The organism is Chryseobacterium sp. Bi04 (assembly GCF_918698085.1).
Taxonomy (GTDB): Bacteria; Bacteroidota; Bacteroidia; order Flavobacteriales; family Weeksellaceae; genus Chryseobacterium.
Window position 1 is genome coordinate 56,153 of sequence record NZ_CAKKLP010000010.1, and the last position, 21,049, is coordinate 77,201.

At 36.5% G+C, this 21,049-nt stretch carries 17 protein-coding genes; 7 read left to right on the plus strand and 10 right to left on the minus strand.

The genetic code is table 11. The annotated features are described in order from the left end of the window. Positions 1 to 12: 12 nt before the first annotated feature. The 5 genes from LQV47_RS15420 to LQV47_RS15440 all read right to left on the minus strand — a co-directional run bounded on the left by LQV47_RS15420 (position 13) and on the right by LQV47_RS15440 (position 6,325). Positions 13 to 1,749 (minus strand): hypothetical protein, encoded by a 1,737-nt coding sequence (locus LQV47_RS15420; RefSeq protein ID WP_230038376.1) that lies wholly within the window; start codon positions 1,747 to 1,749, stop codon positions 13 to 15. A gap of 262 nt (positions 1,750 to 2,011) precedes the next feature. Then, positions 2,012 to 3,466 (minus strand): sigma 54-interacting transcriptional regulator, encoded by a 1,455-nt coding sequence (locus LQV47_RS15425; protein WP_230038378.1) that lies wholly within the window; start codon positions 3,464 to 3,466, stop codon positions 2,012 to 2,014. 85 nt (positions 3,467 to 3,551) lie between these two features. After that, positions 3,552 to 4,691 carry a VWA domain-containing protein gene (locus LQV47_RS15430; protein ID WP_230038381.1) on the minus strand — a complete coding sequence of 380 codons (1,140 nt, stop codon included), beginning with the start codon at positions 4,689 to 4,691 and terminating at the stop codon, positions 3,552 to 3,554. 264 nt (positions 4,692 to 4,955) lie between these two features. Then, positions 4,956 to 5,366, minus strand: coding sequence for a DUF2000 domain-containing protein (locus LQV47_RS15435; RefSeq protein WP_230038383.1), 411 nt, complete (start codon positions 5,364 to 5,366; stop codon positions 4,956 to 4,958). Then, the gene (locus LQV47_RS15440) at positions 5,366 to 6,325 is read right to left on the minus strand and encodes a helix-turn-helix domain-containing GNAT family N-acetyltransferase (RefSeq protein WP_230038384.1); all 960 of its coding nucleotides are present in this window, start codon (positions 6,323 to 6,325) and stop codon (positions 5,366 to 5,368) included. Before LQV47_RS15440 ends, LQV47_RS15435 begins: the two co-directional genes overlap by 1 nt. Before the next feature lie 566 nt (positions 6,326 to 6,891). Here LQV47_RS15440 and LQV47_RS15445 point away from each other — a divergent pair. From LQV47_RS15445 to LQV47_RS15455, 3 genes are all read left to right on the plus strand, one after another. Further along, the gene (locus LQV47_RS15445) at positions 6,892 to 8,493 is read left to right on the plus strand and encodes a HAMP domain-containing sensor histidine kinase (RefSeq protein ID WP_230038386.1); all 1,602 of its coding nucleotides are present in this window, start codon (positions 6,892 to 6,894) and stop codon (positions 8,491 to 8,493) included. Beyond that, positions 8,477 to 9,130 carry a response regulator transcription factor gene (locus tag LQV47_RS15450; protein WP_230038388.1) on the plus strand — a complete coding sequence of 218 codons (654 nt, stop codon included), beginning with the start codon at positions 8,477 to 8,479 and terminating at the stop codon, positions 9,128 to 9,130. Before LQV47_RS15445 ends, LQV47_RS15450 begins: the two co-directional genes overlap by 17 nt. Positions 9,131 to 10,005: 875 nt before the next feature. Then, on the plus strand, positions 10,006 to 10,404 hold the full coding sequence (locus tag LQV47_RS15455; RefSeq protein WP_230038390.1) for an ACT domain-containing protein: 399 nt from the start codon (positions 10,006 to 10,008) through the stop codon (positions 10,402 to 10,404). Positions 10,405 to 10,626: 222 nt separating this feature from the next. On the opposite strand, the gene LQV47_RS15460 is transcribed toward LQV47_RS15455, so the two are convergent. Together LQV47_RS15460 and LQV47_RS15465 are read right to left on the minus strand one after the other, a co-directional pair. Further along, entirely contained in the window at positions 10,627 to 11,088 is a 462-nt protein-coding gene (locus tag LQV47_RS15460) for a hypothetical protein (protein ID WP_230038392.1), read from the minus strand. A 38-nt stretch (positions 11,089 to 11,126) separates the two neighbouring features. Further along, a complete protein-coding gene (locus LQV47_RS15465; RefSeq protein ID WP_230038394.1) occupies positions 11,127 to 12,155 on the minus strand; it encodes a rod shape-determining protein in 1,029 nt (342 codons plus the stop codon). A 158-nt stretch (positions 12,156 to 12,313) separates the two neighbouring features. Between LQV47_RS15465 and LQV47_RS15470 the strand changes: the two genes are divergently transcribed. Continuing rightward, positions 12,314 to 12,814: a GNAT family N-acetyltransferase gene (locus LQV47_RS15470; RefSeq protein ID WP_230038395.1), complete on the plus strand. Its 501-nt coding sequence runs from the start codon at positions 12,314 to 12,316 to the stop codon at positions 12,812 to 12,814. Positions 12,815 to 12,984: 170 nt separating this feature from the next. Here LQV47_RS15470 and LQV47_RS15475 read toward each other — a convergent pair whose 3' ends face one another. The 3 genes from LQV47_RS15475 to LQV47_RS15485 all read right to left on the minus strand — a co-directional run bounded on the left by LQV47_RS15475 (position 12,985) and on the right by LQV47_RS15485 (position 16,326). Beyond that, positions 12,985 to 13,380: a VOC family protein gene (locus LQV47_RS15475; RefSeq protein ID WP_230038397.1), complete on the minus strand. Its 396-nt coding sequence runs from the start codon at positions 13,378 to 13,380 to the stop codon at positions 12,985 to 12,987. A gap of 175 nt (positions 13,381 to 13,555) precedes the next feature. Next, entirely contained in the window at positions 13,556 to 14,869 is a 1,314-nt protein-coding gene (locus tag LQV47_RS15480; protein WP_230038399.1) for an ATP-binding protein, read from the minus strand. A 113-nt stretch (positions 14,870 to 14,982) separates the two neighbouring features. Further along, the gene (locus LQV47_RS15485) at positions 14,983 to 16,326 is read right to left on the minus strand and encodes a sigma-54 dependent transcriptional regulator (RefSeq protein WP_230038401.1); all 1,344 of its coding nucleotides are present in this window, start codon (positions 16,324 to 16,326) and stop codon (positions 14,983 to 14,985) included. 192 nt (positions 16,327 to 16,518) lie between these two features. Here LQV47_RS15485 and LQV47_RS15490 point away from each other — a divergent pair, with 192 nt between their 5' ends. From LQV47_RS15490 to LQV47_RS15500, 3 genes are all read left to right on the plus strand, one after another. Further along, positions 16,519 to 17,760 (plus strand): efflux RND transporter periplasmic adaptor subunit, encoded by a 1,242-nt coding sequence (locus tag LQV47_RS15490; RefSeq protein WP_230038402.1) that lies wholly within the window; start codon positions 16,519 to 16,521, stop codon positions 17,758 to 17,760. A gap of 78 nt (positions 17,761 to 17,838) precedes the next feature. Next, positions 17,839 to 18,561 (plus strand): ABC transporter ATP-binding protein, encoded by a 723-nt coding sequence (locus LQV47_RS15495; RefSeq protein ID WP_230038404.1) that lies wholly within the window; start codon positions 17,839 to 17,841, stop codon positions 18,559 to 18,561. 45 nt (positions 18,562 to 18,606) lie between these two features. After that, positions 18,607 to 21,021 (plus strand): ABC transporter permease, encoded by a 2,415-nt coding sequence (locus LQV47_RS15500; RefSeq protein WP_230038406.1) that lies wholly within the window; start codon positions 18,607 to 18,609, stop codon positions 21,019 to 21,021. The last annotated feature ends 28 nt before the right edge of the window (positions 21,022 to 21,049 follow it).

The window sequence follows — 21,049 nt, forward strand, 5'->3', positions numbered from 1 at the left end:
GTGCTGTTCCTGTTAATATAACTTTTCATAGAACAGTTCAAGGCTAATGTTTCCATCATTTATTACGGAATTATCATTCATATGAAATCTTATACCAAGATGATTAAAGTCTACAAATTCATTGTTTTTAAAGGTGTGGAAAATTTTGCTTCCGGCTGCTAATCCTATATTAGAAATAACATCACTGTTTGTATTCATTCCGTCACCAAAAGTTAATATTCCAGATGATCCTGTAGAAGAAGTAATTGTTTTATTGACCTGGATGGTAAGGCCAAGCAATTTTGTGTCTTTTCCAATATATGCTCCTTCTGATTGTAAATAAAACCAGGTTTCAGTTCCGCTAAGGTTTCCTGTTATATTTGCTGATTTTCTGGTATAGGATGAAATTCTGCCATACTGATTAATGGTATTGGATGCGATTTTTGGAAATAAAGACTCATCCGTTATCTGGAGTACTTTATTATACCGCCAGTCACTGTCTCCATCAATTCCTTTACCTAACGATGCTTTATAAACTGAATCTAATATTAAAAAAGCACACCTTGAACTGGTGCCATAGATGTCAGCATTTCCAGATTTATTCAAAGATGCCGGATTGCTTACTCTTATTGCTTCTTGTTCGCCGATTCCATTATTCTCAAGCATTAATAACTCTCCGATACCCGGATGAAGCCCTTGGTTATTCTCTCCTGAATGAGGGGCAATAAAAGTAATATTATAAACATACGATCCTACCCAGAAACCACTTCTATTGGCAGCTTCTGCTCCACATGATATAAACGTTAAAGTATGGGCTCTTGACTGATCGCCACCTTCAATGACATAGCCATTATCATTTGACCCATCACAGGCACAGGAGATAAAAGCAGAATATACCGTCCCTTTGATGTGCCATCTTCCTCCTCCTACATAGCAGCTTCTGAAATTAAGAGAAGTATTGGTTTGCCCTGTATATATTCCTGTTCCGCCATTTTGTACAGTGGTTACTCTTGATATATCTCCCTGAAAAGCACATAATATTCCTGTATCCCGCCCCAATTTCAAACAATTTCCCCCTAAAACTTTATTTCTAAATTTCAGATTGTTTATTTCAAAATCATATCCTTTAAATATTTCCAATAAATAATCTGTTGAACCTGTAGCTTCTCTGCATACAAAATTGATGTTTTTTAGGGTTAAATCTCTAAAGCCATTAATAACAAGACCAATATCATCGGGCTTTGTAAACTCTATGTATCCACAATTAAAATTAACACCCTGTAAAGAATATGGAGATTGAACTCCCTCAATGGTAATCCCTATTAAATCGGAAACTTCAACTTTTTTATTAAATGATAAAGGTTTTGAAAACCTGAGGGTTCCTCCTTTGAGTGTTTTAAGAGTATCTATAGCTTTTTCAAACTTTGCAGCATCATCTTTTTCATTAAAACTGTCATATACATCATCCATTTCGTCTAAAAATATAGTGTTGTTGACTGTAAATGATGTTTTTACATAGGTATTCTGATCAAATATTTTATAGATATTATCGTCAATAGGAAAATTATAGACAGAATTGTCGAATAGTCTGTAATTTACGTTTTCACCTGTTTTTTTATCAATTCGTTTTATGATATCCGAAGCTACAGATGATTGACTGTCATTATATAAGCTTTCACATGGAGTACACGTATTATTTAAAGAGTTATCCTGAATACTCTCTGAAGCCGGTACTGTTTTGTCCTGGTTTTGAAGATTGCTGTTGTTCATTTTTATTTCTTTATAGTAAAAGTAGATCAGCAACACGACAAAAGGAGTCGTATTAAAATATTATTTTTTTAACAGTTACAATGAGTAAGTATAGTCTTAACTCCTGGCATGCTTATTATACTTAATAACATTTTTATGAGAGTAGAGGCTTCTTTTTATTAAAGAGAGCAAAGAGGTTTTCAAATTCACGGATTACGTTATTTGATTCCTTCTTTGCTCCCTTAAATATTAAATTAATTTCTTCTTTGAAATACACTCTCTCCTAGTTACGCAAAAATTGTCCTATTCCCACAGAATCGAAAGTAAAAACAGACTTGTTTTCAGACTTATCTATTTTACTGCTGATGGTTAATGCCCATAAAACTAATTCTTTACAGAAATTTTGATCTTCTATGTTTAGTTCTGAAGCATTTTCTTCAATAAGGGTTACTAATGGCTTTATACTGTTTAGTTTAGCATAGAATTCTTCATCCGTATCATTGTAGTTGAGCTCAAGATGATTTTTATTGAACCATCTGATAAGATCTGTGTATGGTGTTTTTATATCTTCTTTTTCCAGTTTAGGGATCCGTGGGAATATACTTTCAAACTGTCTCATCACCGCTTTGTCAATTAATATTTTTGCTACATAATCTGCTCCTTCCTGCTCACCTTCATACACCAGCTCAATTTTCCCAGTGATGGATGGAATAATAGACATAAAATCGAGCAAACGTACTGTAGTTTTCTCTGTATCTGATTCAATCAGGCGTAATTTTGCTGCAGCCACCAGATTCTCCATAGCACTGATGGTCAGACGCGCACTTACTCCGCTTTTGGCATCCACATATTCACTGTCACGGGCTGCAAAAGCAACTTCCTCCAAAAGATCTTTTGCCAAACTGCTGATTTGTATCTGCGACTGATCCTCAGGAGAAATCATGGCTTCCTGCTCTGTGATCTGTCTGGCCAGTGCGATTGTTTTGGGATAATGGGTGAAAATTTGTGATCCTATTCTGTCTTTAAGCGGCGTAACAATACTACCACGGTTCGTATAATCCTCCGGATTCGCCGTAAAGACAAATTGAATATCTAACGGCATTCTCAATTGAAATCCACGGATCTGAACATCTCCTTCCTGTAAAATATTAAATAAGGAAACCTGAATTCTTGCCTGTAAATCAGGAAGCTCATTAAGGACAAATATGGAACGGTTTGCGCGGGGAATCATTCCGTAATGCAGCACTCTTTCATCAGAATAAGGTAGTTTTAAGGTGGCTGCTTTAATGGGATCTATATCACCGATTAAATCGGCAACATTCACATCGGGAGTCGCCAGTTTTTCGAAAAAACGGTTAGAGCGGTGTACCCACGAAATAGGAGTTTCATCACCTAATTCTGCAATAAGGTCCCTGGCGAATTTTGAGATAGGATGATACGGGCTGTCATTGATCTCAGATCCTTTTACAATCGGCATATATTCGTCAAGAAGGCTCACCATGCTTCTTGCAATTCTTGTTTTTGCCTGTCCGCGGAGCCCCAGCAGGTTAATATGATGACCGGCAAGAATAGCTTTTTTCAGCTGGGGAATCACAGTGTCTTCATAGCCCCAAAGACCTTCAAATACAGGTTCTTTAGCTTTAATTTTTGCAATCAGGTTAGCCTGAATTTCTTCATTAATCGTTTTATCAGTATATCCTGATTTTTTTAATTCTTTAAATGTGATATCGTTTTTCATTTTTTTAGTAATACTATTTATCGGATGAGAATGGAACGCTTTTATCAGTTGGTTTTGATAGTTGGTATTAACCTCTGCCGTCTGATTATATTCTCTTTATTCTGTTTTTTTCGTAATCTTCAAAAATCATTTGTCCTAAACCTGAAAGGCCTGTAAGAAACGCTTTTCCCTTGTTTTGAGCTGTAAATGCTTCTACAAATTGACGGAGATATGGATCCTGGGCAATCATAAAGGTGGTAATAGGAATTTTCAGTTTTCGGGCTTGTGCCGCTTTATTGAGACATTGGGAAACAATCTTTTCGTCCAGGCCATAGCTGTTCATATAAAATTCGCCGCTGGGTAGCTGAATGCAACTTGGTTTCCCGTCAGTAATCATAAAAATCTGTTTATTGGTATTTCTTTTTCTCCGAAGAATATCCATGGCCAGTTCCAGTCCGGCAACCGTATTGGTATGATAAGGACCGACCTTTAGATAGGGAAGGTCTTTGATCTTTATCGGCCAGGCTTCATTTCCAAAAACAATAATATCTATAGAGTCTTTAGGATATTTGCGCTTTATTAATTCTACCAATGCCATGGCTACTTTTTTGGCTGGCGTAATGCGGTCTTCACCATATAAAACCATGGAGTGGCTGATGTCGATCATCAGTACGGTACTCATTTGTGCTTTATGTTTGGTTTCCTCTACGATGAGGTCATCTTCCGTTAAGCGGAGGTCTGAAATTCCATTATTGATCTGGGCATTTTTCAGACTTTCCGTTAAATTCAATGTAGCAAGGTCATCTCCGTATTGAAAAGAACGGTTTTCACCATCACGTTCATCTCCGGTTCCTGCTTTGGTGGTACGGTGATTTCCGGTTCCGTTTTTTTTCAGTTTCCCAAAGATTTGGTCCAGGGCATATTCGCGCAATGCCGATTCCAGTTTCGGAGTCAGTATATTTTTTCCTTTGCCTTGTCCTGAATTACCCTCTTCAGGATCTTCTTCTTTGATGTATCCTCGCTTTTTTAAGTCTTCTTCAAAATCCTGAAGAGAATATTCATCGCTAAAAATATCATATTCTTTATCAAGCATGTCGAGCCATTCAAAGGCTTCCTCAATATCGCCGGAAGTGTGGGTAAGTAAATCTTTGAAAACATCAAAGACCCGGTCAAAATGTGATAATTCTTCCGGAACATGTTTACTGAACGTAAAACCTCTCTGAGAATTAAAATCTTTATTTGTCATAAATGATGAAGCTGTATTGGATTGCGAATATCTGAGATAGCAATTGAAATGCAGAATCGTTACACAGCTGAGTAACGTTTTACTTCATTCGAAATGATCCCCGGATATTCTGTAATTTTATTTTCTTAAACGTTACAAGTTAGGAAATTATCATATCAAGATTCCTGATGAAAGATAGAAAATACTAATGATAACGATATGAAAACAGAATATAATAGGGTTAAAGTAGGTGGACTTATGACATTCAATAAAAACTATTTTTATTTATTCGTGAAACTTTAGACCGTCAAGAGCTTTATCTACCTTTCTACGATCACCATACACAATAATACCTACTAAATCCAGGGTTTCTGCGGGATGTTTTGCAATTTCTGCAACATTTTCTTCGCCTGAGCGGGTATCAAAAAGCTGACGGGTATAAATTCCGATCGCTAATTCGCGGTCTCTGGAACGGCGGAAAGCTCTATGCAGTTTTTCATCAGTGTCTGCTTTATAAATGAGAGTGGGATGCTTGATGAATGGCAGAAATTTTTCATTGTCTGCAGTGATGAACTCCTGACCATGGGTCTCCGGAAATTCAATAGCAATACTTCCTGCCAGAAAAGAAACAACGTTAAGTTTTTGCCAGGCTAATAAATCGTCCTTAATGACGATGGCTACTTTTTTATCGTACATTATTGATCTTTTAAATTTAATTCCATTTGAATATTGCATCGTTGGTAGGGAGTAGAGCGTCCTGTTATTTTCTGGAATCCCAATTTATAGTACAGGCTGATGGCGGGTTTCAATAGCGTATTGCTTTCAAGGTAGAGTTTTGAAGCCCCGGATTCTCTGGCAGCATTGATCATTGCACATCCTAGTAACCAACCCATATTTTTTCCCTGTGCTTTTGGTGAAACGGCCATTTTTGCCAGTTCGAAATCATAATCAGGATCATCCATTTTTATGAGAGCACATACGCCCAGCGGTTCATTATGGTATAAGGCTACCATTATTTTTCCGCCTTTATGTAAAATATATTCCTCCGGATTGTCTAATGCTCTATAATCGGCATCTTCCATGTTGAAGTAGCTGGAAATCCATTCTTCATTGAGCGCTTTAAAAACCGTCTGATACTTGGGTTCATACTCTACAATCTGCACCTCTTTACTTTCGCGGATTTTCTTTTGTTCCTGTACTCTTTTTAATAACGACTTTTGGGCTAGCAGAAATTCCCATTCAGCAAGTGCTTCCCATAGATTGTGGGTTGCCTCACTGATTATTCCGTCAATAGCCTCGTCAATATCAGCACACTGAATTTTTATCTTTGATGAAAGTTCGATCCCTTTTTCTGTAAGTCCCACTACATTTCTCCGTTTGTCCTGAGAGGTAAGATTATCCTGTACCAATCCTGCTGCAGCCATTTCCTTTATTATTTTTGTGACGGAAGGCTGTGAATGTCCTATTTCCCCTGCAATCTCAGTAATGGTTCTGGAACCGTCCTCTGATAAAACAAAAAACACAGGGAACCATTTGGGGGAGAAATCAACGTCATACAATTCATAGATTTTTGCAGCCTCCTCTGTCATGTTTGATGCCATAAACCGCAGCCGGCTGCCCAAAGCGATTTTTCCGGTCTTTTTAAATAAATTCATAATATAATTGATTATATAACTGGTTATGCAAATGTAGTATATTATTCTAAAACTAAGGCTTATTCTTAAAAAAAATATTTGATACCAATATAAAATAATGATAAATAATATGTTATGTGTTGAATAAAAATAAAAAGTTATCACCACACGGTATTTTGGTGGTCTCTGTATGTTGTCTTTAGTCTCCAATCTCTCAACTTCATCTATGCATGGCGTCTTCTATCTGATTTCTGGTATCTTTTACAAGAAATATGTACACCAAAAATTAAATTCCTAATGTTTTATCTGGTATTAATATTATGATAAGCCAAAAATTACTTTACCTTTGTCAATTGAATGATATACAGCGATTACTAGGTTTTTTAACACAGATTTACTACGTGAAAATAAAACTATAAACTTAAGATAATGGCGAAAATTAATTTAGCGGATAAACACATATGAAATATAAATTCTTAAATTTTAAGTTGAGGAAAATTGTTCATTACTCATTAATCCTTTGTATCTTGCTGATACAGGTGATTATAGCTATATTTTTTTATAATGAATTTGTCAATGAAAAGAAATTGAATTTCATTAAAAGTCAGCTTGAAGAAAGCAGGGCATTGGGAGGATTAACGGATAATTCAAGGAAAGATTTCATGGATGCACAGGATCACCTTCAGAAATATATGGTCAGCCAGGATGATAAAGACCTGCAGCTTTATTTTCAGTCTCTTCGAAAGCTTAAAGGGAATTTTGATAAAATAGGGGAATATGAAAAAACAAGCCCGAGGCTGAAAAACAATATTGAACTGCGTAAAAAAGATACTCTTAAAGTTTACAAGCTGAAAACACTGATTGATTCTGCATATCAGTCTTCTCTGAACTCACCTGCGAAAATTCAGGATAAGGAATATGAGCCGGAAAAGTATAAGAATGATTTTGAAGATTTCAATATACAGACCCGAACGTATGCCGATACGGTTAAAAAGAAGGGATTTATGGGCCGTTTGAAAGATGCCATAACAGGTAAGGTGAATGTTCAGAAAGAAAGTACGGTGGTTACCCTAACCAATAATAAAACGATAGATATTTCTCAGGTAAAATCTAAAATGAATAATGCGATGAAGTCTATGGACAAGCATTACTCTGATGAAATAAAAAAAGTACAGTTAAAAGCAGCTAAAACCCAAAGAGATAATCTGCAGTTTTATGGCAATTTCAGTAAATTATTGGTATACAGTAATGGATTGATAGAAGTGTATGAGAATGCTATTAAAGATTTTAAGTCTGAATTAGAAAGAGAGTATAACGAACAAAGCTCAAATAACAATAAAATCAGAACTTATCTGGTGCTTGGATTAATGATTTTAATGTTCATTGTATCTATTCTGATCATGTATTTTACAAGGGTTGCATTTATCTATGAAAGAAAGCTTAATGCAGCGAATGAGGAAATTAAGAATAACCTTAATTTTAAAAACAGGATATTAGGAATGTTGAGCCATGACCTGAGGTCCCCGTTGAAAATTATCAATATTTTTATCGATAAGATTCACAGAACGACGAAAGATGACACCATAAAAGACTACCTTCAGTCTATCAAGTTTACTAACAGCACACTTCTCCTGCAATCTAACCAGATTCTGGAATACACAAAAAATCAGGATGCTGAGAAAAAAATGGTCAATACGGTCTTTAATCTCAAAAATGAGCTCAATTCTATTGCAAAAGTGATTACTCCGTATATAGAAACCAGGAACAATAAGTTTGTAGTCACAGACAGGATTCCTGAAGATATAATAGTATATGCTGATAATATAAAAATTAACCAGGTATTTATGAATATTCTGGGGAATGCCAATAAATTCACAGAAAACGGACAGATTGATCTCAGTATAATTACTGAACCTATAGATAAAAATAAAATATCCCTGATTACAATAGTAGCAGATACGGGAGTTGGAATTTCAGAATCAGATGTTAAGAAAATTTTTGAACCTTACTACCAGGGGATTATTTCTGATGAAATTGACAATCTTGGGGCAGGGCTGGGATTAAGTTTATGTAAAGAAATTGTGGAACTTTTTGATGGTGAAATATCTGCCACAAGCAAATTACATAAAGGAACAAAAATAACATTCAGGATCAATTTAAACATTAATAATAATGGAGTTACCAATTGAAAATAAAGAAACGACCTTCCTTTTAGCTGATGACCACAGTATTGTAAGGCAGGGAATAGAAATTATCATCAGTGATATGATTCCGGATGCTAAAATTTATCATGCTTCCTCATTACAGAAAGTTATGGAACTGGTCAAATCAGAGGAAATAGAAATAGCAATTATGGATGCACATTTTCCCGACGGAAACAGTCTGCACATTTTGTCTGAAATGAAAACGGCGAATCCTGATCTTAAAATCCTGATCTTTTCCGGTCTTGAAGAAGACCTGCATGCACTTAAGTTTATTAAAGCCGGCGCCAATGGATATCTCAGTAAGCTAAGCGAAGAGGACGAAGTAAGTGAAGCTATCTTACACTTCATACAGAAAGGCGAATACTTTTCTGCTATTTCCCGTAACCTTTTGGTACAGCTTGTTTCTAATCCGGATTTGCTCAATCCTCTTGCCCGGTTAACGAAGAGAGAATTGCAGATTGCCGAAATGTATGCGGAAGGGCTGGGAAATCTGGAAATTTCAAACCAGTTGGATATCAGGCAGAATACAGTGAGTACCATTAAGAAAAATATATTTGAGAAATTAAAAATTGAAAATATTGTTGAGCTGATTGATCTTATCAAAACGCATCACAAATTATAGAACCTATAAAAACTATTCCTGCCAGTATATTTATCGATAAATATCGATGCTTCTTTAGACGTGTATCGATGGGAAATGTGAGGAAGTTTATTCATTAATGTTGTTACTTTGCAGTATAGAATTCAGGGAATGAAAAAGTAAAATCTTTTAAACTTTGAATTTTTACACAAATGAGAAAAAGAATATAACTATACCAATAATAAACTATAGTTATATAAAAACCCAAGTGATGAAATTAAATAAGCGTATGAATATCCTCAAACCTGCTTCTTGAAAGCATTCCAAAAAAACACAAACACATATAAAGAAGTTAAATAGGTCTTGTTAGGTTATTTAATACAAAAAGGAGATGGGGATCTCCTTTTTTTTGTTTACGTCAATAGTAAATTCTAAAGATCAGGCTGGAAAGGGAGTATACAAAAAATTATAAGATAGTAAAAAACGGATCAGGTGCAAAAGTTGGGATAATATAAGCTTACATCAATAGACCTTCTCTTTGACGCAAAGTGCTATTTTTATTACGTTTGATTTTAGTGAACCAAGAATGAATCGATTAGAAATCGATTTTGATGAAGCTAACTTTATTCAGCGACAAAGTCGCCTTTCTTTGCTTTCTTACAATAGAACATCCAAATAATTATTCTTTTGCGTTAAATAAAAGGTCAAATAAAAATTACATATTTTATTTAATGCAGCATAGATTTCTGAATGTCCAAACGAGAGGTTTTAGATTTAATCCCATTTGCTTAGTCCACAAGTTTATAACATGATCCTAAAAAAACTATCACTTCTTCAACAGCCAGCGATTCCTTATCTTATTTTTATCAAATGATAAATGATAAATCAATACAGTCCCCTAATTTTGTAAACAAAAAATGTCAGGGGAAAAAAAATTAAAGGTTCTGCTTAAAAATATGGAGCCTGTATTGAACTCAGGAGACTATGTTTTCTGTAGAGTTGAAAATTTTAAAAAGATTGCTGATCTTGATAAGGTTCTGTTTTTCTTTCGCGAAGCTGAAGCTGTTACTATAGTTTTAGAAAAAACAACAGCAGATGAATGGAACTTGGATTATGCATATATTTCTTCCTGGATTACCCTGAATATTCACTCTTCACTGGAAGCGGTAGGGCTTACTGCAGCTTTTGCCAATGCTCTGAAACAGGAAAACATCAGTTGTAATGTAGTGGCTGCTTATTTTCATGATCACATTTTTGTGGCAAAACAAGACGCACAAAAAGCTATGGAAGCATTATACAATTTAAGTGAAGTGTAATATTTAAGTTCCTAAGTTTTTAAAGTGATAAAAAAGGTAATTAAGTTTCACTGTAGATCATATTTTTTTTGACTCAAAGTCTTTAAGGTATAAGGCGGTTATATTTTGAGTGAGCAAAGATGTTTTTTAGGTGTTTTGTAATCAAATGACAATGCAAATAATCAACAAACAGCTTATGCAAGGTAAGCTGTTTGTTATTTTTATGGAAAAAGTATCCGAACCTTATTCATTGAAATTGAGAATCTGATTCATTTCAGAAGCTATTTCTTCAGGATTGAGTATTCTTTCAAAATAAGTAATTTCAATCTTGGTTTTCTTCCAGAAAGAATAAACTAAAACACCGGTAACCCCTACATTTTCTATAGAGGAATCAGAATTTTTGACATCCGTTATTACTTTAAAGGCCGTTTCTCCTTTTTTGTATTCTGTTATCCGTATTTCACAGGTTAATAGCTTAAAAGCCTGTTCAATTCCCTTTTTTAAATCTCCATATTCTTCACTGAAATGTTGGTGATCCAATGAAAATCCAACCGTCAATTCATTCGCATCCACAGATAGCCAGTAATTTGAATTTTCTATAGAAAGAAATGTTGTTCCATGCTCCTCTGAAACACTGATTTTTGAAGCTAATTTAGATCTCAGTAGTTCAAGAATTTCATTGAATTTCTTTTCATGGAGTTTCATTACGAACTGAACGGTTTTGTCATAAGAAAATACAGAGATTAGCTGTTCATCAGGAATCTGAACTTATTTATATTTTTAAGGGCAATGCCGGTTCCACGGACAACAGCTCTTAGAGGATCTTCGGCAACACATACAGGGAGTCCTGTTTTTCTGTGTATTCTATCGGCCAGTCCATTCAGAAGAGCACCGCCTCCGGCAAGATAAATACCTGTTTTGTAGATATCTGCTGCAAGCTCAGGTGGCGTAAGAGAAAGCGTTTCCAAAACGGCATCCTCAATTCTCATCAGTGATTTATCCAGTGCTTTGAACACTTCTTTATAGTTGACCATGATTTCTTTCGGCTTACCTGTAATCAGATCTCTTCCCTGTACAGGAATATCTTCCAGCGGGTAGTCCAGTTCCTCCAGTGCCGAACCTATCTCAATTTTTATTCTTTCAGCAGTTCTTTCCCCAATATATAAATTGTACTGCGACCTTAGAAAATAAGCAATATCATTTGTAAATACATCGCCGGCAATTTTTAAGGATTTGTCACATACAATTCCTCCAAGTGCCACCACCGCTATTTCGGTAGTTCCGCCCCCTATATCAATAATCATATTTCCTTCAGGACTTTGAACATCAATTCCTGCTCCAATGGCGGCTGCCATGGGCTCATAGATCAGTTTTACTTCCTTGGCATTGACCTTTTGGGCAGAATCCTTAACAGCTCTTTTTTCAACCTCAGTAATCCCCGAAGGAATACATATTACAATTCTCAGGGCAGGCTGTATAAATCTCCCTCTGATCCCCGGAATCTGCTTGATAAATTCTTTAATCATATGCTCGGAAGCATGAAAGTCTGCAATGACTCCATCCTTTAAAGGACGTACTGTTTTAATATTTTCGTGGGTTTTACCCTGCATAAGTTTGGCTTGTTCTCCCACTGCAATTGGCTTTCCGGTTATACGGTCAATAGCAACAATGGAAGGCTGGTCGATGACGATCTTGTTATTATGTATGATCAGCGTATTAGCGGTCCCCAGATCTATTGCGATCTCCTGCGTAAACATATCAAATAACCCCATCTTTTCCTTATTTTATTAGACTGCAAAGTACGGCTTTCTCCATCGATATTAACGACAGCAAAATCCATAATGGAAGTTAAAATTGTGTTAATTACTGTAATCATTGACCTTGGAACAGTAGAGTTTATTTGTACCTTTAAACTCAAACTATAAATACCATGACACTTCCCCAATATGATAATTTTCCAAACATAACCGGTGATAGGGTATCACTGCGGCAGGTTTTGGATACAGATCTCCCTGAGCTTATTGAAATTTCGTTCTATGATGCCATTCAGGCAGAAAGTATTGAGCAGGCAGCTGAAATGCAGACCAAAATCAATAGTGATTATACCAGTGGGGACTCCATTCATTGGGCTGTCGTGGATAACACTACTCATAAAATTGTGGGAACGTGTGGGTATTACAGAGGGTTTAAACAGGGAGAAGGCGAGCTGGGCTGTGTATTATTATCCCACTATAAAGGAAAAGGATATATGATGGAAGCCATGACATTAGCGATTGACTTTGGAATGAATACCATTGGGCTCAAACGCATTTGGGCAGCCACAAGTAAACAAAATACTAAAGCCATACAGCTCCTTGAGAGGTTAGACTTTAAGAAAATGGGAGAGCTTGATGATGAAATAGAATTTGAATTAAGTCTACAGAGATCATAAGCTCAGGCAGAAATTAAAAAAAGAAAACATATAAAGAATTTATCTCACAACTAAATAATGTGGGTTGAGAATCCACTATTTGACAACCATTCTCTGACAGGAGGCCGAGAGAAATCAAAAAAAAGTCCGTTTTCACGAGTTGTGACACAGACTTTTTTTGAGTGAAAGCTTTAGCTAAATTTTTTAATTGCTTCTGCACTTACCGGAGTAAAGAAATTAATCAGATTTCCATCCGGATCAGAAAACAAAAGCGATCGGTTACCCCACGGCATGGTGGTAGGTTCCTGTATGATATCGCGGGTTATACTTTTAACCCTTTCATATTCTTCATCTACATTATCTACCATGAATTCTATGATCGTGTTTTTGCCACCCGCTGGTTCGATGGAATTTTCACCAAATAACTTCATGGTTCGCGTGCTTCCAATGGCTATAGTAATAGAATCACCAGATAGCTCTGCGAAATCTTCAGTATACCACTGAGCGGTTAATCCAATGGCTTTTTCGTAAAATGCTACGGTTTGTTGAATGTCTTTTGTAATCATTCTTAATGAAGTGAATTTCATAGTGTTTAAAATTGTATTGTTGGATAATTTTAAACAAAGATAGACCAGACTTATGACAACAGGGTGTCAGGAAGGGTTTTGATTTTTTTTGCGCCTTAGATTAAGCCTGAAAATTATTTTTTATGCTTTTCAATAGTCTCTGTTCTACGTCATTTTACCATTACAAACAGACTGTTTATTCCAAAAACCACAATTCAAAACTGCTTCCTTCCTCCAATGTTTTATAATTAAGATAACCACCATGGGCTTCCATAATACTTTTTGCCAGTGTGAGCCCAATTCCCGAACCGTTGGCTCTTGTGGTGAAAAAGGGCAGGAAAATTTTGTCTTTGATCTCAGGAGTAATCCCGGAACCGTTATCGGTAATACTTACGATAATGCGGTTGTTTTGGGATTTTACAGTAGTTGTAATGAGTTTGTATTCCTTTTCAGAAACAGCATGAATAGCGTTGAGATAAAGGTTGATCAGACTTCGCTCAATCATTTTTTCATCAGCTGATACCCTATAATCTTCAATATTCACAATCATTTGGATATGATGTTTTTCAAATTCGGATTTCAAAAAGCGGGCTGCGGATTCAATAACTTTTTTCAGGGAAACAGGGGCAAGAACAGGTTTGGGTAATTCTGCAACCTGACGGTAATGGTCTACAAAACTCAAAAGCTGTTTGGATTTGGAATTGATAACCATCAGACTTTCTTTCATATCCTGTTGATCTTCATGATCGATGGTCTCCTGGTTGCTGATGTATTCCAGGTTCTGGATCAGGCTGTTCACGGGAGTCAGGGTATTGAGCAGTTCATGGGAAATCACTTTCATCAGGTTATTCCATGCCAGTTTCTCTTTTTGTTCAATAATTTTCTGAACAGATTCGAGAGTAATAATATAAAAGTTGTGCTGCGTGTTTTTTACCTGTTGGGTTCTGAGTGAAAAAGACTGCCTGGAATTGCTATGGATAGAAATATCGAAAAACTCCTGTGAACTTTGATAATTAGTGTCTTCAATAATTTTATAGAATTCCGGGACCTTTGATGCATACAGGTCCCAACGGTTGTATCTGGGAACCTGTAAAATACTGAGAAAGGCATTGTTCACATAAAATACTTCCCGGGTTTTATTTTCGGATAGGATGATCAGCCCTGTTTCCATTTGGTCCAGGATACTTTCATACAGCAATTTATAAGAGGATAAAGACAATTGTTCCTCTTTACTTTGGTAATACAGACGGATACTGCTGTCGAGAAGTGGACATCCTTCTTCCTGAGGAAATAAAGAAAAGTCTTTATTCCTGATGGAGGAGATGACCTTTTCTACTTTTGAGTCCTGAGCAGCTAATGAAAAATACATCAAAGCCACAAAAACAATCATGAGCAGTATGAAAAGCATCATATTGAACCATTTTTCTTCCAAAAAGAAATGATAAGTGGTAATTCCACTTGTTATAGCAAGCAGATTATACAGCAACCATAGGATATTATTTTTACTCATGAGTTTTTCCTATATTTTATTGATCATAAACTTAATGATACTTTTTAAACCTAATATACCGAAACTCTAATGTCTGATATCTGAAGTCTGGTGTCTATTATCTATTATTTAACTCATAATCCAAATTTCTCCATTCTCCTGTAGAGAGCCGCCCGTGAAAGGCCAAGGTCTGCTGCAGCTAAAGAAATATTTCCGGTATGTTTTTTCAGTGCCTTTCTGATGAGGACTTCCTCCATTTCTTCAATATTGAGATTGGTGATGGTACTGTCATACTCTTCCAGTTGAGGCACCAGTAACTGGAGCTTGCTGTCATTGGATAAAATAACACTTCTTTCCAAGCAATGATCCAGTTCCCGGATATTTCCCGGCCATGGAAAATGAGTAAGCCCCATCAGTAAATCATCTGTAAGTTCAAGATTAGGCTTGTGATACTTTTGTTTATAACGATCAAGAAAGTAGAGGCCCAGTAATCCAATATCCTCCTGTCTGTCCCGCAAAGCCGGAATCTGAATTTCAACAGTATTGATTCTGTAATATAAATCCTGTCTGAAACGATTTTCTGCAACGGCTTTTTTCAGGTTTTCATTGGTCGCAAAAATGAAGCGCACATCCAATACACGCTCTTTGGATTCCCCTAACCGGGATAGTTTCCTGTTTTGAATCAGACTTAACAATTTGGTCTGAAGATGGAGTGGCAGGTTTCCGATTTCATCCAGAAAAACAGTGCCATTCTGGGCATTTTCAATTTTTCCTGCATAATCCTGATGGGCATCGGTAAAGGCTCCTTTTTTATACCCAAACAGTTCAGATTCAAAAAGGCTTTCCGAAATGCTTCCCAGATCAATATGTACAAACGGCTGGTTTTTCCTTTCCGACTGTTCATGGATGGATTCTGCAAGTACATATTTGCCTGTTCCGTTTTCCCCTAATAACAATACGTTGGCATCGGTGGGAGCTACTTTTCTGATCTGCTCAAGAACTTCCTGCATTTTCGGGGAGTGGCTTTGCAGTTGATATTGGTTATTTTTCTGATGTACATTTTCCCATTGGCTGAGTTTTCTGTTTTTCCTTGAGATGTCTACCGCCAGATTCACCGAGGCATAGAGCTTTTCGTTGTTCCAGGGTTTCAGGATAAAATCTGATGCTCCATTTTTCAGAGCCTCTACAGCGAGCTCCACTTCACCATAAGCAGTCATCAGAATAATTGGAAGCTGAGGTTCCAGTGTTTTAATTTCCTTCATCCAGTAAAGGCCGTCCTGTCCGTTTTCAAAACCTTTTCTGAAATTCATATCCAATACCACGGAATCAACCTGATTTTCAGTCATAAATTTTAAAATTTCTGCCGGCTTGCTTAGGCAGCTTACTTCTGAAAAAAACTTTTTCAGCCAGACTCTTGCCGAGAACAGGATATCTTCATCGTCATCCACGATCAGAATATGAGCTTCTTTTTTACGCATGATAGTGTACTTTATTAAAAACGGATTCTTTATGATTAAAAATGTTCATTTTCGTACAGAAAGTGTTCGATAATGAACAGTAATTTGTCTCTTATTACAAACTCTATTGCAGATTTTCAAGGACTTACAGACTTATGTTTTTCTGGCATCTGCCTTGTGTAATCTATTGTAATAAAATGAGTTATCTTTAATATGGATACGAAAATAGTAAAAAAGAAATCGAAATTAAAATTTGTTTTTGGCGGACTGGTCATATTGGGGATGATAGGAGTCTGCAGTCTGTATTTTATCAGGCAGAAAAAAACATACAATGTTTCCGCTGAAGATATTCAGACTGACGCAGTTACCCAGGGAAAATTTGAAGATATGCTGATGGTAACGGCCCAAACCCAGTCACTCAATTCTTCATTAGTCAATGTTTTGGAAGGCGGGGTGGTGAAAGAAATTTTTGCTGAAGATGGGCAGATTGTCACCAAAGGCCAACCTATTGCAAGAGTGTACAATCCCAATACGGAATTCAGTTATATGAATCAGGAAACGGGAATCATGCAACAGGTCAGCCAGATGAGAAGTACGCTTCTTGAACTGAAAAACCAGGAGCTCGCCCAGGATAAAGAGCTTTTACAAGCCCAGAATGATTATAATACGGCACTTCAGAGCTTTAATCTGCAAAAGAGACTCTATGACGCGGACATCGGAAAAAAAACAGATTACGACATCAGTATACAGAATCTGACCTACCAGAAACAGAGAAAATCAATTATTGAAAAGGGATTTTCTACAGAAAAGAGTTCAAGGAATGCTCAAATTTCTGCGATCAATACATCAATAGGACAGATGGAGAAAAGTCTTCAGGTTTTACGTTCCAATAAAAATAATTTTCTCATCATGGCCCCTGCTTCCGGAAGACTTTCATCATTTGCTATTTCATTGGGTGAAAACCTTATCAGTGGACGAAGTATCGGGAAGGTCGATTTAATGGATGGGTATAAGCTGGTGGCTAAAGTAGATGAATATTACATCAATAAACTGCAGAATGGCATTAAAGGAATGCTGGATAATAATAATCAACCCTATGAAGTGGTGATCACTAAAATACTGCCGGAAGTAAAAGACGGCCAGTTTCTGGTGGAGCTGAATTTTACGGATAAAAAACCGGATAATCTGAAAATAGGGATGACCTTTGGATTGAAACTAAAGCTTTCAGCAGATACACAGAGTACAATGATCTCCAAGGGAAGCTTTTTCAAAGAAACGAATGGAAAATGGATCTTTGTAGTGAAAGGAAATAAAGCTGAAAAAAGAACGATCAGCCTTGGAAGAGAGAACCCACTATACTATGAGGTGGTATCGGGATTGAAGCCTGGAGAAACCATTATTACATCAGATTATTCAGATCTGAAAAAATATGAAATCCTTGATATTAAAAAGTAAAAAGATGAATATTTTTAACCTTTCATTAGCATCGCTTATAAAAAAATATAATCAACAGTAACAGCAAACATAATTATCATGATCAATATACACAATCTTTCAAAAATATACAGGGCAGAAGAGGTACAGACCCATGCCTTAAACAAGGTAAGCCTGAGCATCAAAGAAGGCGAATTCCTGGCCATTATGGGACCTTCCGGCTGTGGGAAATCTACTTTTTTAAATATTCTCGGTCTTTTAGACAGTGCCTCGGCAGGCTCATATCAATTTGAAGAAAGAGAAATGATAGGGCTTAGTGAAAGAAAGAAATCGGATGTCCGTAAAAAAAATATAGGTTTTATTTTCCAGAATTTTAACCTGATCGATGAGCTGACTGTCTATGAAAATATTGAGCTGCCTTTAATTTACAATGGAGTTTTTTCTGCAGAAAGAAAAAGAAAAGTAGAAGAAATTATGGAGAAAATTAATATTGCTCACCGCTCAAAACATTATCCACAGCAGCTTTCCGGAGGACAGCAGCAAAGGGCAGCCGTAGCAAGAGCACTGGTTACAAAACCCAAACTGATCCTCGCTGATGAGCCCACCGGAAATCTGGACAGCTCCAACGGAAATGAGGTGATGAATCTTCTGGCAGAGCTTCACAGAGAAGGATCTACCATTGTTATGGTCACCCATTCTTCATATGATGCCGGCTTTGCTTCACGGATTATCAATATGAAGGACGGTGAAATCTTCAATGAGGAACATGCTTCCCAAAGAAAAGATGTTTTTGAAAAAGCAGATGCCGGAGCATTTGAATAAGCCAGAAGTATTTTGTCAAATATTATTAACTGTAATCTAATTATTATGCTTACCAACTGGCTCAAAATTGCCTTGATTAATTATAAAAAGAACAGACTGTCTACTTTTATCAATCTGTTTGGACTTACCATAGGACTCACCGGATTCATGCTGATCCTGATGCATTGGAACGATGAGGAATCCTATGAAAAATGGAATCCCAAAAAAGACCAGATCTTTGCTTTTCAAAGCCTGTACAAAAAAGATAATTTCTACGGAAATAATATTTCTTACCCTTTGGCTTATGAGGCATTTAAAAAGATTTCGGAAACGGAAGACTATGTTATTTTCAACGGTTCTGATATAGGAGTAAAAATGATAACCAAATATACCACTGCTTTTCAGCAGGGTGGTTTTACCTCATCGGAAAGTTTCTTTAATTTTTTTCCTTTTAAAATTATTTCAGGCCGGGCGAAAGATGCCTTAAAATCAGATGCTTCCATTGCCATTTCCAAGCAGGTGGCTATAAAATTATTTGGAACAGCTAATGCTGCCGGTGAATCCATAAAATTTGATGATAAAGATTATATGGTTACCGCTGTATATGAGCTCCCTGAAGGGAATAGTCAGATCAAACCGGAATTTATTTTCAAGCCTGTAGAGCAGTTTAAAAATGATAAAGAACAATGGAATAGTTTCAACTACGGATGCTTTTTTATGCTTAAAAAAGGAGGTGATCCTTCGGTTTTTGAAAATAAGTTTAAAGAAATTCTGGAACATAGAGCGGCTCGTTCTGCGAAAAATGCAGGGATGAGCGCCCAACAGTTTTTTGAGATGTATGGGCCTAACAGAGTATTTCTCGTTCCATTGGATCAGCTTAAACTTCATGCAAAAGCTTCATGGTTTGGAAATGGAGATTTCAGGACCATTATGATTTTGTTTTCCCTTTCTGTCCTGATTGTTATTTTATCAGCGATCAATTTTATCAATCTGAAAACGGCAGAAGCATCACAAAGAGGAAAAGAAGTGGGAGTAAGAAAAGCGATTGGAGGGACAAAGCTTTCTTTAATGCTTCAGTTCTTTTTAGAGACATTTATTATATGCCTGCTGTCTTATTTCCTGTCTTTGGCCCTTACAGAGCTTTTGCTTCCTTCTTTTAATAAATTTTTTAACAAGGAAATAGCGCTGAACGACTGGCATGTTTATGTGTATTCCTTAGCAATGGTCATGGCAGTCACCTTATTATCTGGGTTGGTTCCTGCTTTTTATCTTTCGAATTTTAAAGCAATTGAGACGCTCAAGGGTAATTTCTCCCGAAGCAAACACGGAGTCTGGCTTAGAAACGGAATTCTTACGCTACAGCTCGTTATTTCTTCATTTTTTATCATTGGAGGTCTGATTGTACATAGCCAGGTAAAGCATATGATGAATAAAGACCTTGGGTTTAACGGAAAACAGATCATGATGATTTACTGCAATGAACTTACTCCTAAGTCATGGTTAAAATATGAACGTCTTAGAAATGAACTCACTAAAATTAACGGTGTAGAGGAGGTTTCTTATGGAGAAGCAGTGGTTGGGAGCGGACGGAGAAGCAGTTCAAATATCGATTATGAGCACCAGAGTATTGATGCCGAAACCGGTGCAATGGATTATAATTATCTTCAGTTTCTGGATGTTAAATTATTAAAAGGACGCTGGCTGGATCCGAATTTGGCTTCAGATACAATCAGTACTATTATTGTTAATGAAGCATTTGTTAAAAAATTTGGCTGGACAGATGAGCAGGTTTTTCAGCGTGAATTGCGTCCGGGGTTTGATGAAGGAAAGAAATATAAGGTCGTAGGAATTGTTAAGGATTTTAACCTTCGAAGCCTTCAATATAAGATAGAACCTATTATGTTTTTTCATTACAAACAATCTACCTCGAAGAGGCTTAATGTATACAATGTTCAGGTGAAAATAAAACCGGATGACATTGAGGGAACGGTTGAGAGGATTAAAAAATTCTGGCAGACTTCAGCAGAGCCGGGCTATCCTTTTGATTATTATTTTATCAATCAGAGGTTTGCCAAAACGTTTGAAGTCTATCAAAAGCAGCAGACCTTATTTACCATTCTGAATGCTATGGTATTAATGGTGGCTTTACTGGGGCTCTTTGCTCTTTCCTCTTTGATGATAGAGCAGAAGTTGAAAGATGTAGCTATTAGAAAGACCTTGGGAGCCTCAGATCGTGTTCTGGTTTTCGGACTCACCCGTCAGTTCCTTTGGATTGCTGTCATTGCTGTTTTGATCAGTATTCCGATCTGTTATTTTCTGATGAACGAATGGCTGAAAGATTTTGCCTATAGAATAGATATGCCGGTGTGGCCGTTTGTTGTCAGTTTCCTGGTTTTATTGGGGTTAACATTTGCTGTCGTAAGTATCAAAGCTTATAAAGCCACAAAAGTAGATCTCATCAAATACCTGAAGTATGAGTAACTGAGTCCATCGATCATCTTATTTTCTT

Excerpts from the sequence above, each read along its gene's own strand:
- LQV47_RS15475 (WP_230038397.1), bottom strand. The coding sequence starts at position 13,380 with ATGAAATTCACTTCATTAAGAATGATTACAAAAGACATTCAACAAACC.
- LQV47_RS15490 (WP_230038402.1), top strand. The coding sequence starts at position 16,519 with ATGGATACGAAAATAGTAAAAAAGAAATCGAAATTAAAATTTGTTTTT.
- LQV47_RS15425 (WP_230038378.1), bottom strand. The coding sequence starts at position 3,466 with ATGAAAAACGATATCACATTTAAAGAATTAAAAAAATCAGGATATACT.
- LQV47_RS15455 (WP_230038390.1), top strand. The coding sequence starts at position 10,006 with ATGTCAGGGGAAAAAAAATTAAAGGTTCTGCTTAAAAATATGGAGCCT.
- LQV47_RS15480 (WP_230038399.1), bottom strand. The coding sequence starts at position 14,869 with ATGAGTAAAAATAATATCCTATGGTTGCTGTATAATCTGCTTGCTATA.
- LQV47_RS15495 (WP_230038404.1), top strand. The coding sequence starts at position 17,839 with ATGATCAATATACACAATCTTTCAAAAATATACAGGGCAGAAGAGGTA.
- LQV47_RS15470 (WP_230038395.1), top strand. The coding sequence starts at position 12,314 with ATGACACTTCCCCAATATGATAATTTTCCAAACATAACCGGTGATAGG.
- LQV47_RS15420 (WP_230038376.1), bottom strand. The coding sequence starts at position 1,749 with ATGAACAACAGCAATCTTCAAAACCAGGACAAAACAGTACCGGCTTCA.
- LQV47_RS15435 (WP_230038383.1), bottom strand. The coding sequence starts at position 5,366 with ATGTACGATAAAAAAGTAGCCATCGTCATTAAGGACGATTTATTAGCC.
- LQV47_RS15485 (WP_230038401.1), bottom strand. The coding sequence starts at position 16,326 with ATGCGTAAAAAAGAAGCTCATATTCTGATCGTGGATGACGATGAAGAT.
- LQV47_RS15450 (WP_230038388.1), top strand. The coding sequence starts at position 8,477 with ATGGAGTTACCAATTGAAAATAAAGAAACGACCTTCCTTTTAGCTGAT.
- LQV47_RS15430 (WP_230038381.1), bottom strand. The coding sequence starts at position 4,691 with ATGACAAATAAAGATTTTAATTCTCAGAGAGGTTTTACGTTCAGTAAA.
- LQV47_RS15460 (WP_230038392.1), bottom strand. The coding sequence starts at position 11,088 with ATGAAACTCCATGAAAAGAAATTCAATGAAATTCTTGAACTACTGAGA.
- LQV47_RS15500 (WP_230038406.1), top strand. The coding sequence starts at position 18,607 with ATGCTTACCAACTGGCTCAAAATTGCCTTGATTAATTATAAAAAGAAC.
- LQV47_RS15440 (WP_230038384.1), bottom strand. The coding sequence starts at position 6,325 with ATGAATTTATTTAAAAAGACCGGAAAAATCGCTTTGGGCAGCCGGCTG.
- LQV47_RS15465 (WP_230038394.1), bottom strand. The coding sequence starts at position 12,155 with ATGGGGTTATTTGATATGTTTACGCAGGAGATCGCAATAGATCTGGGG.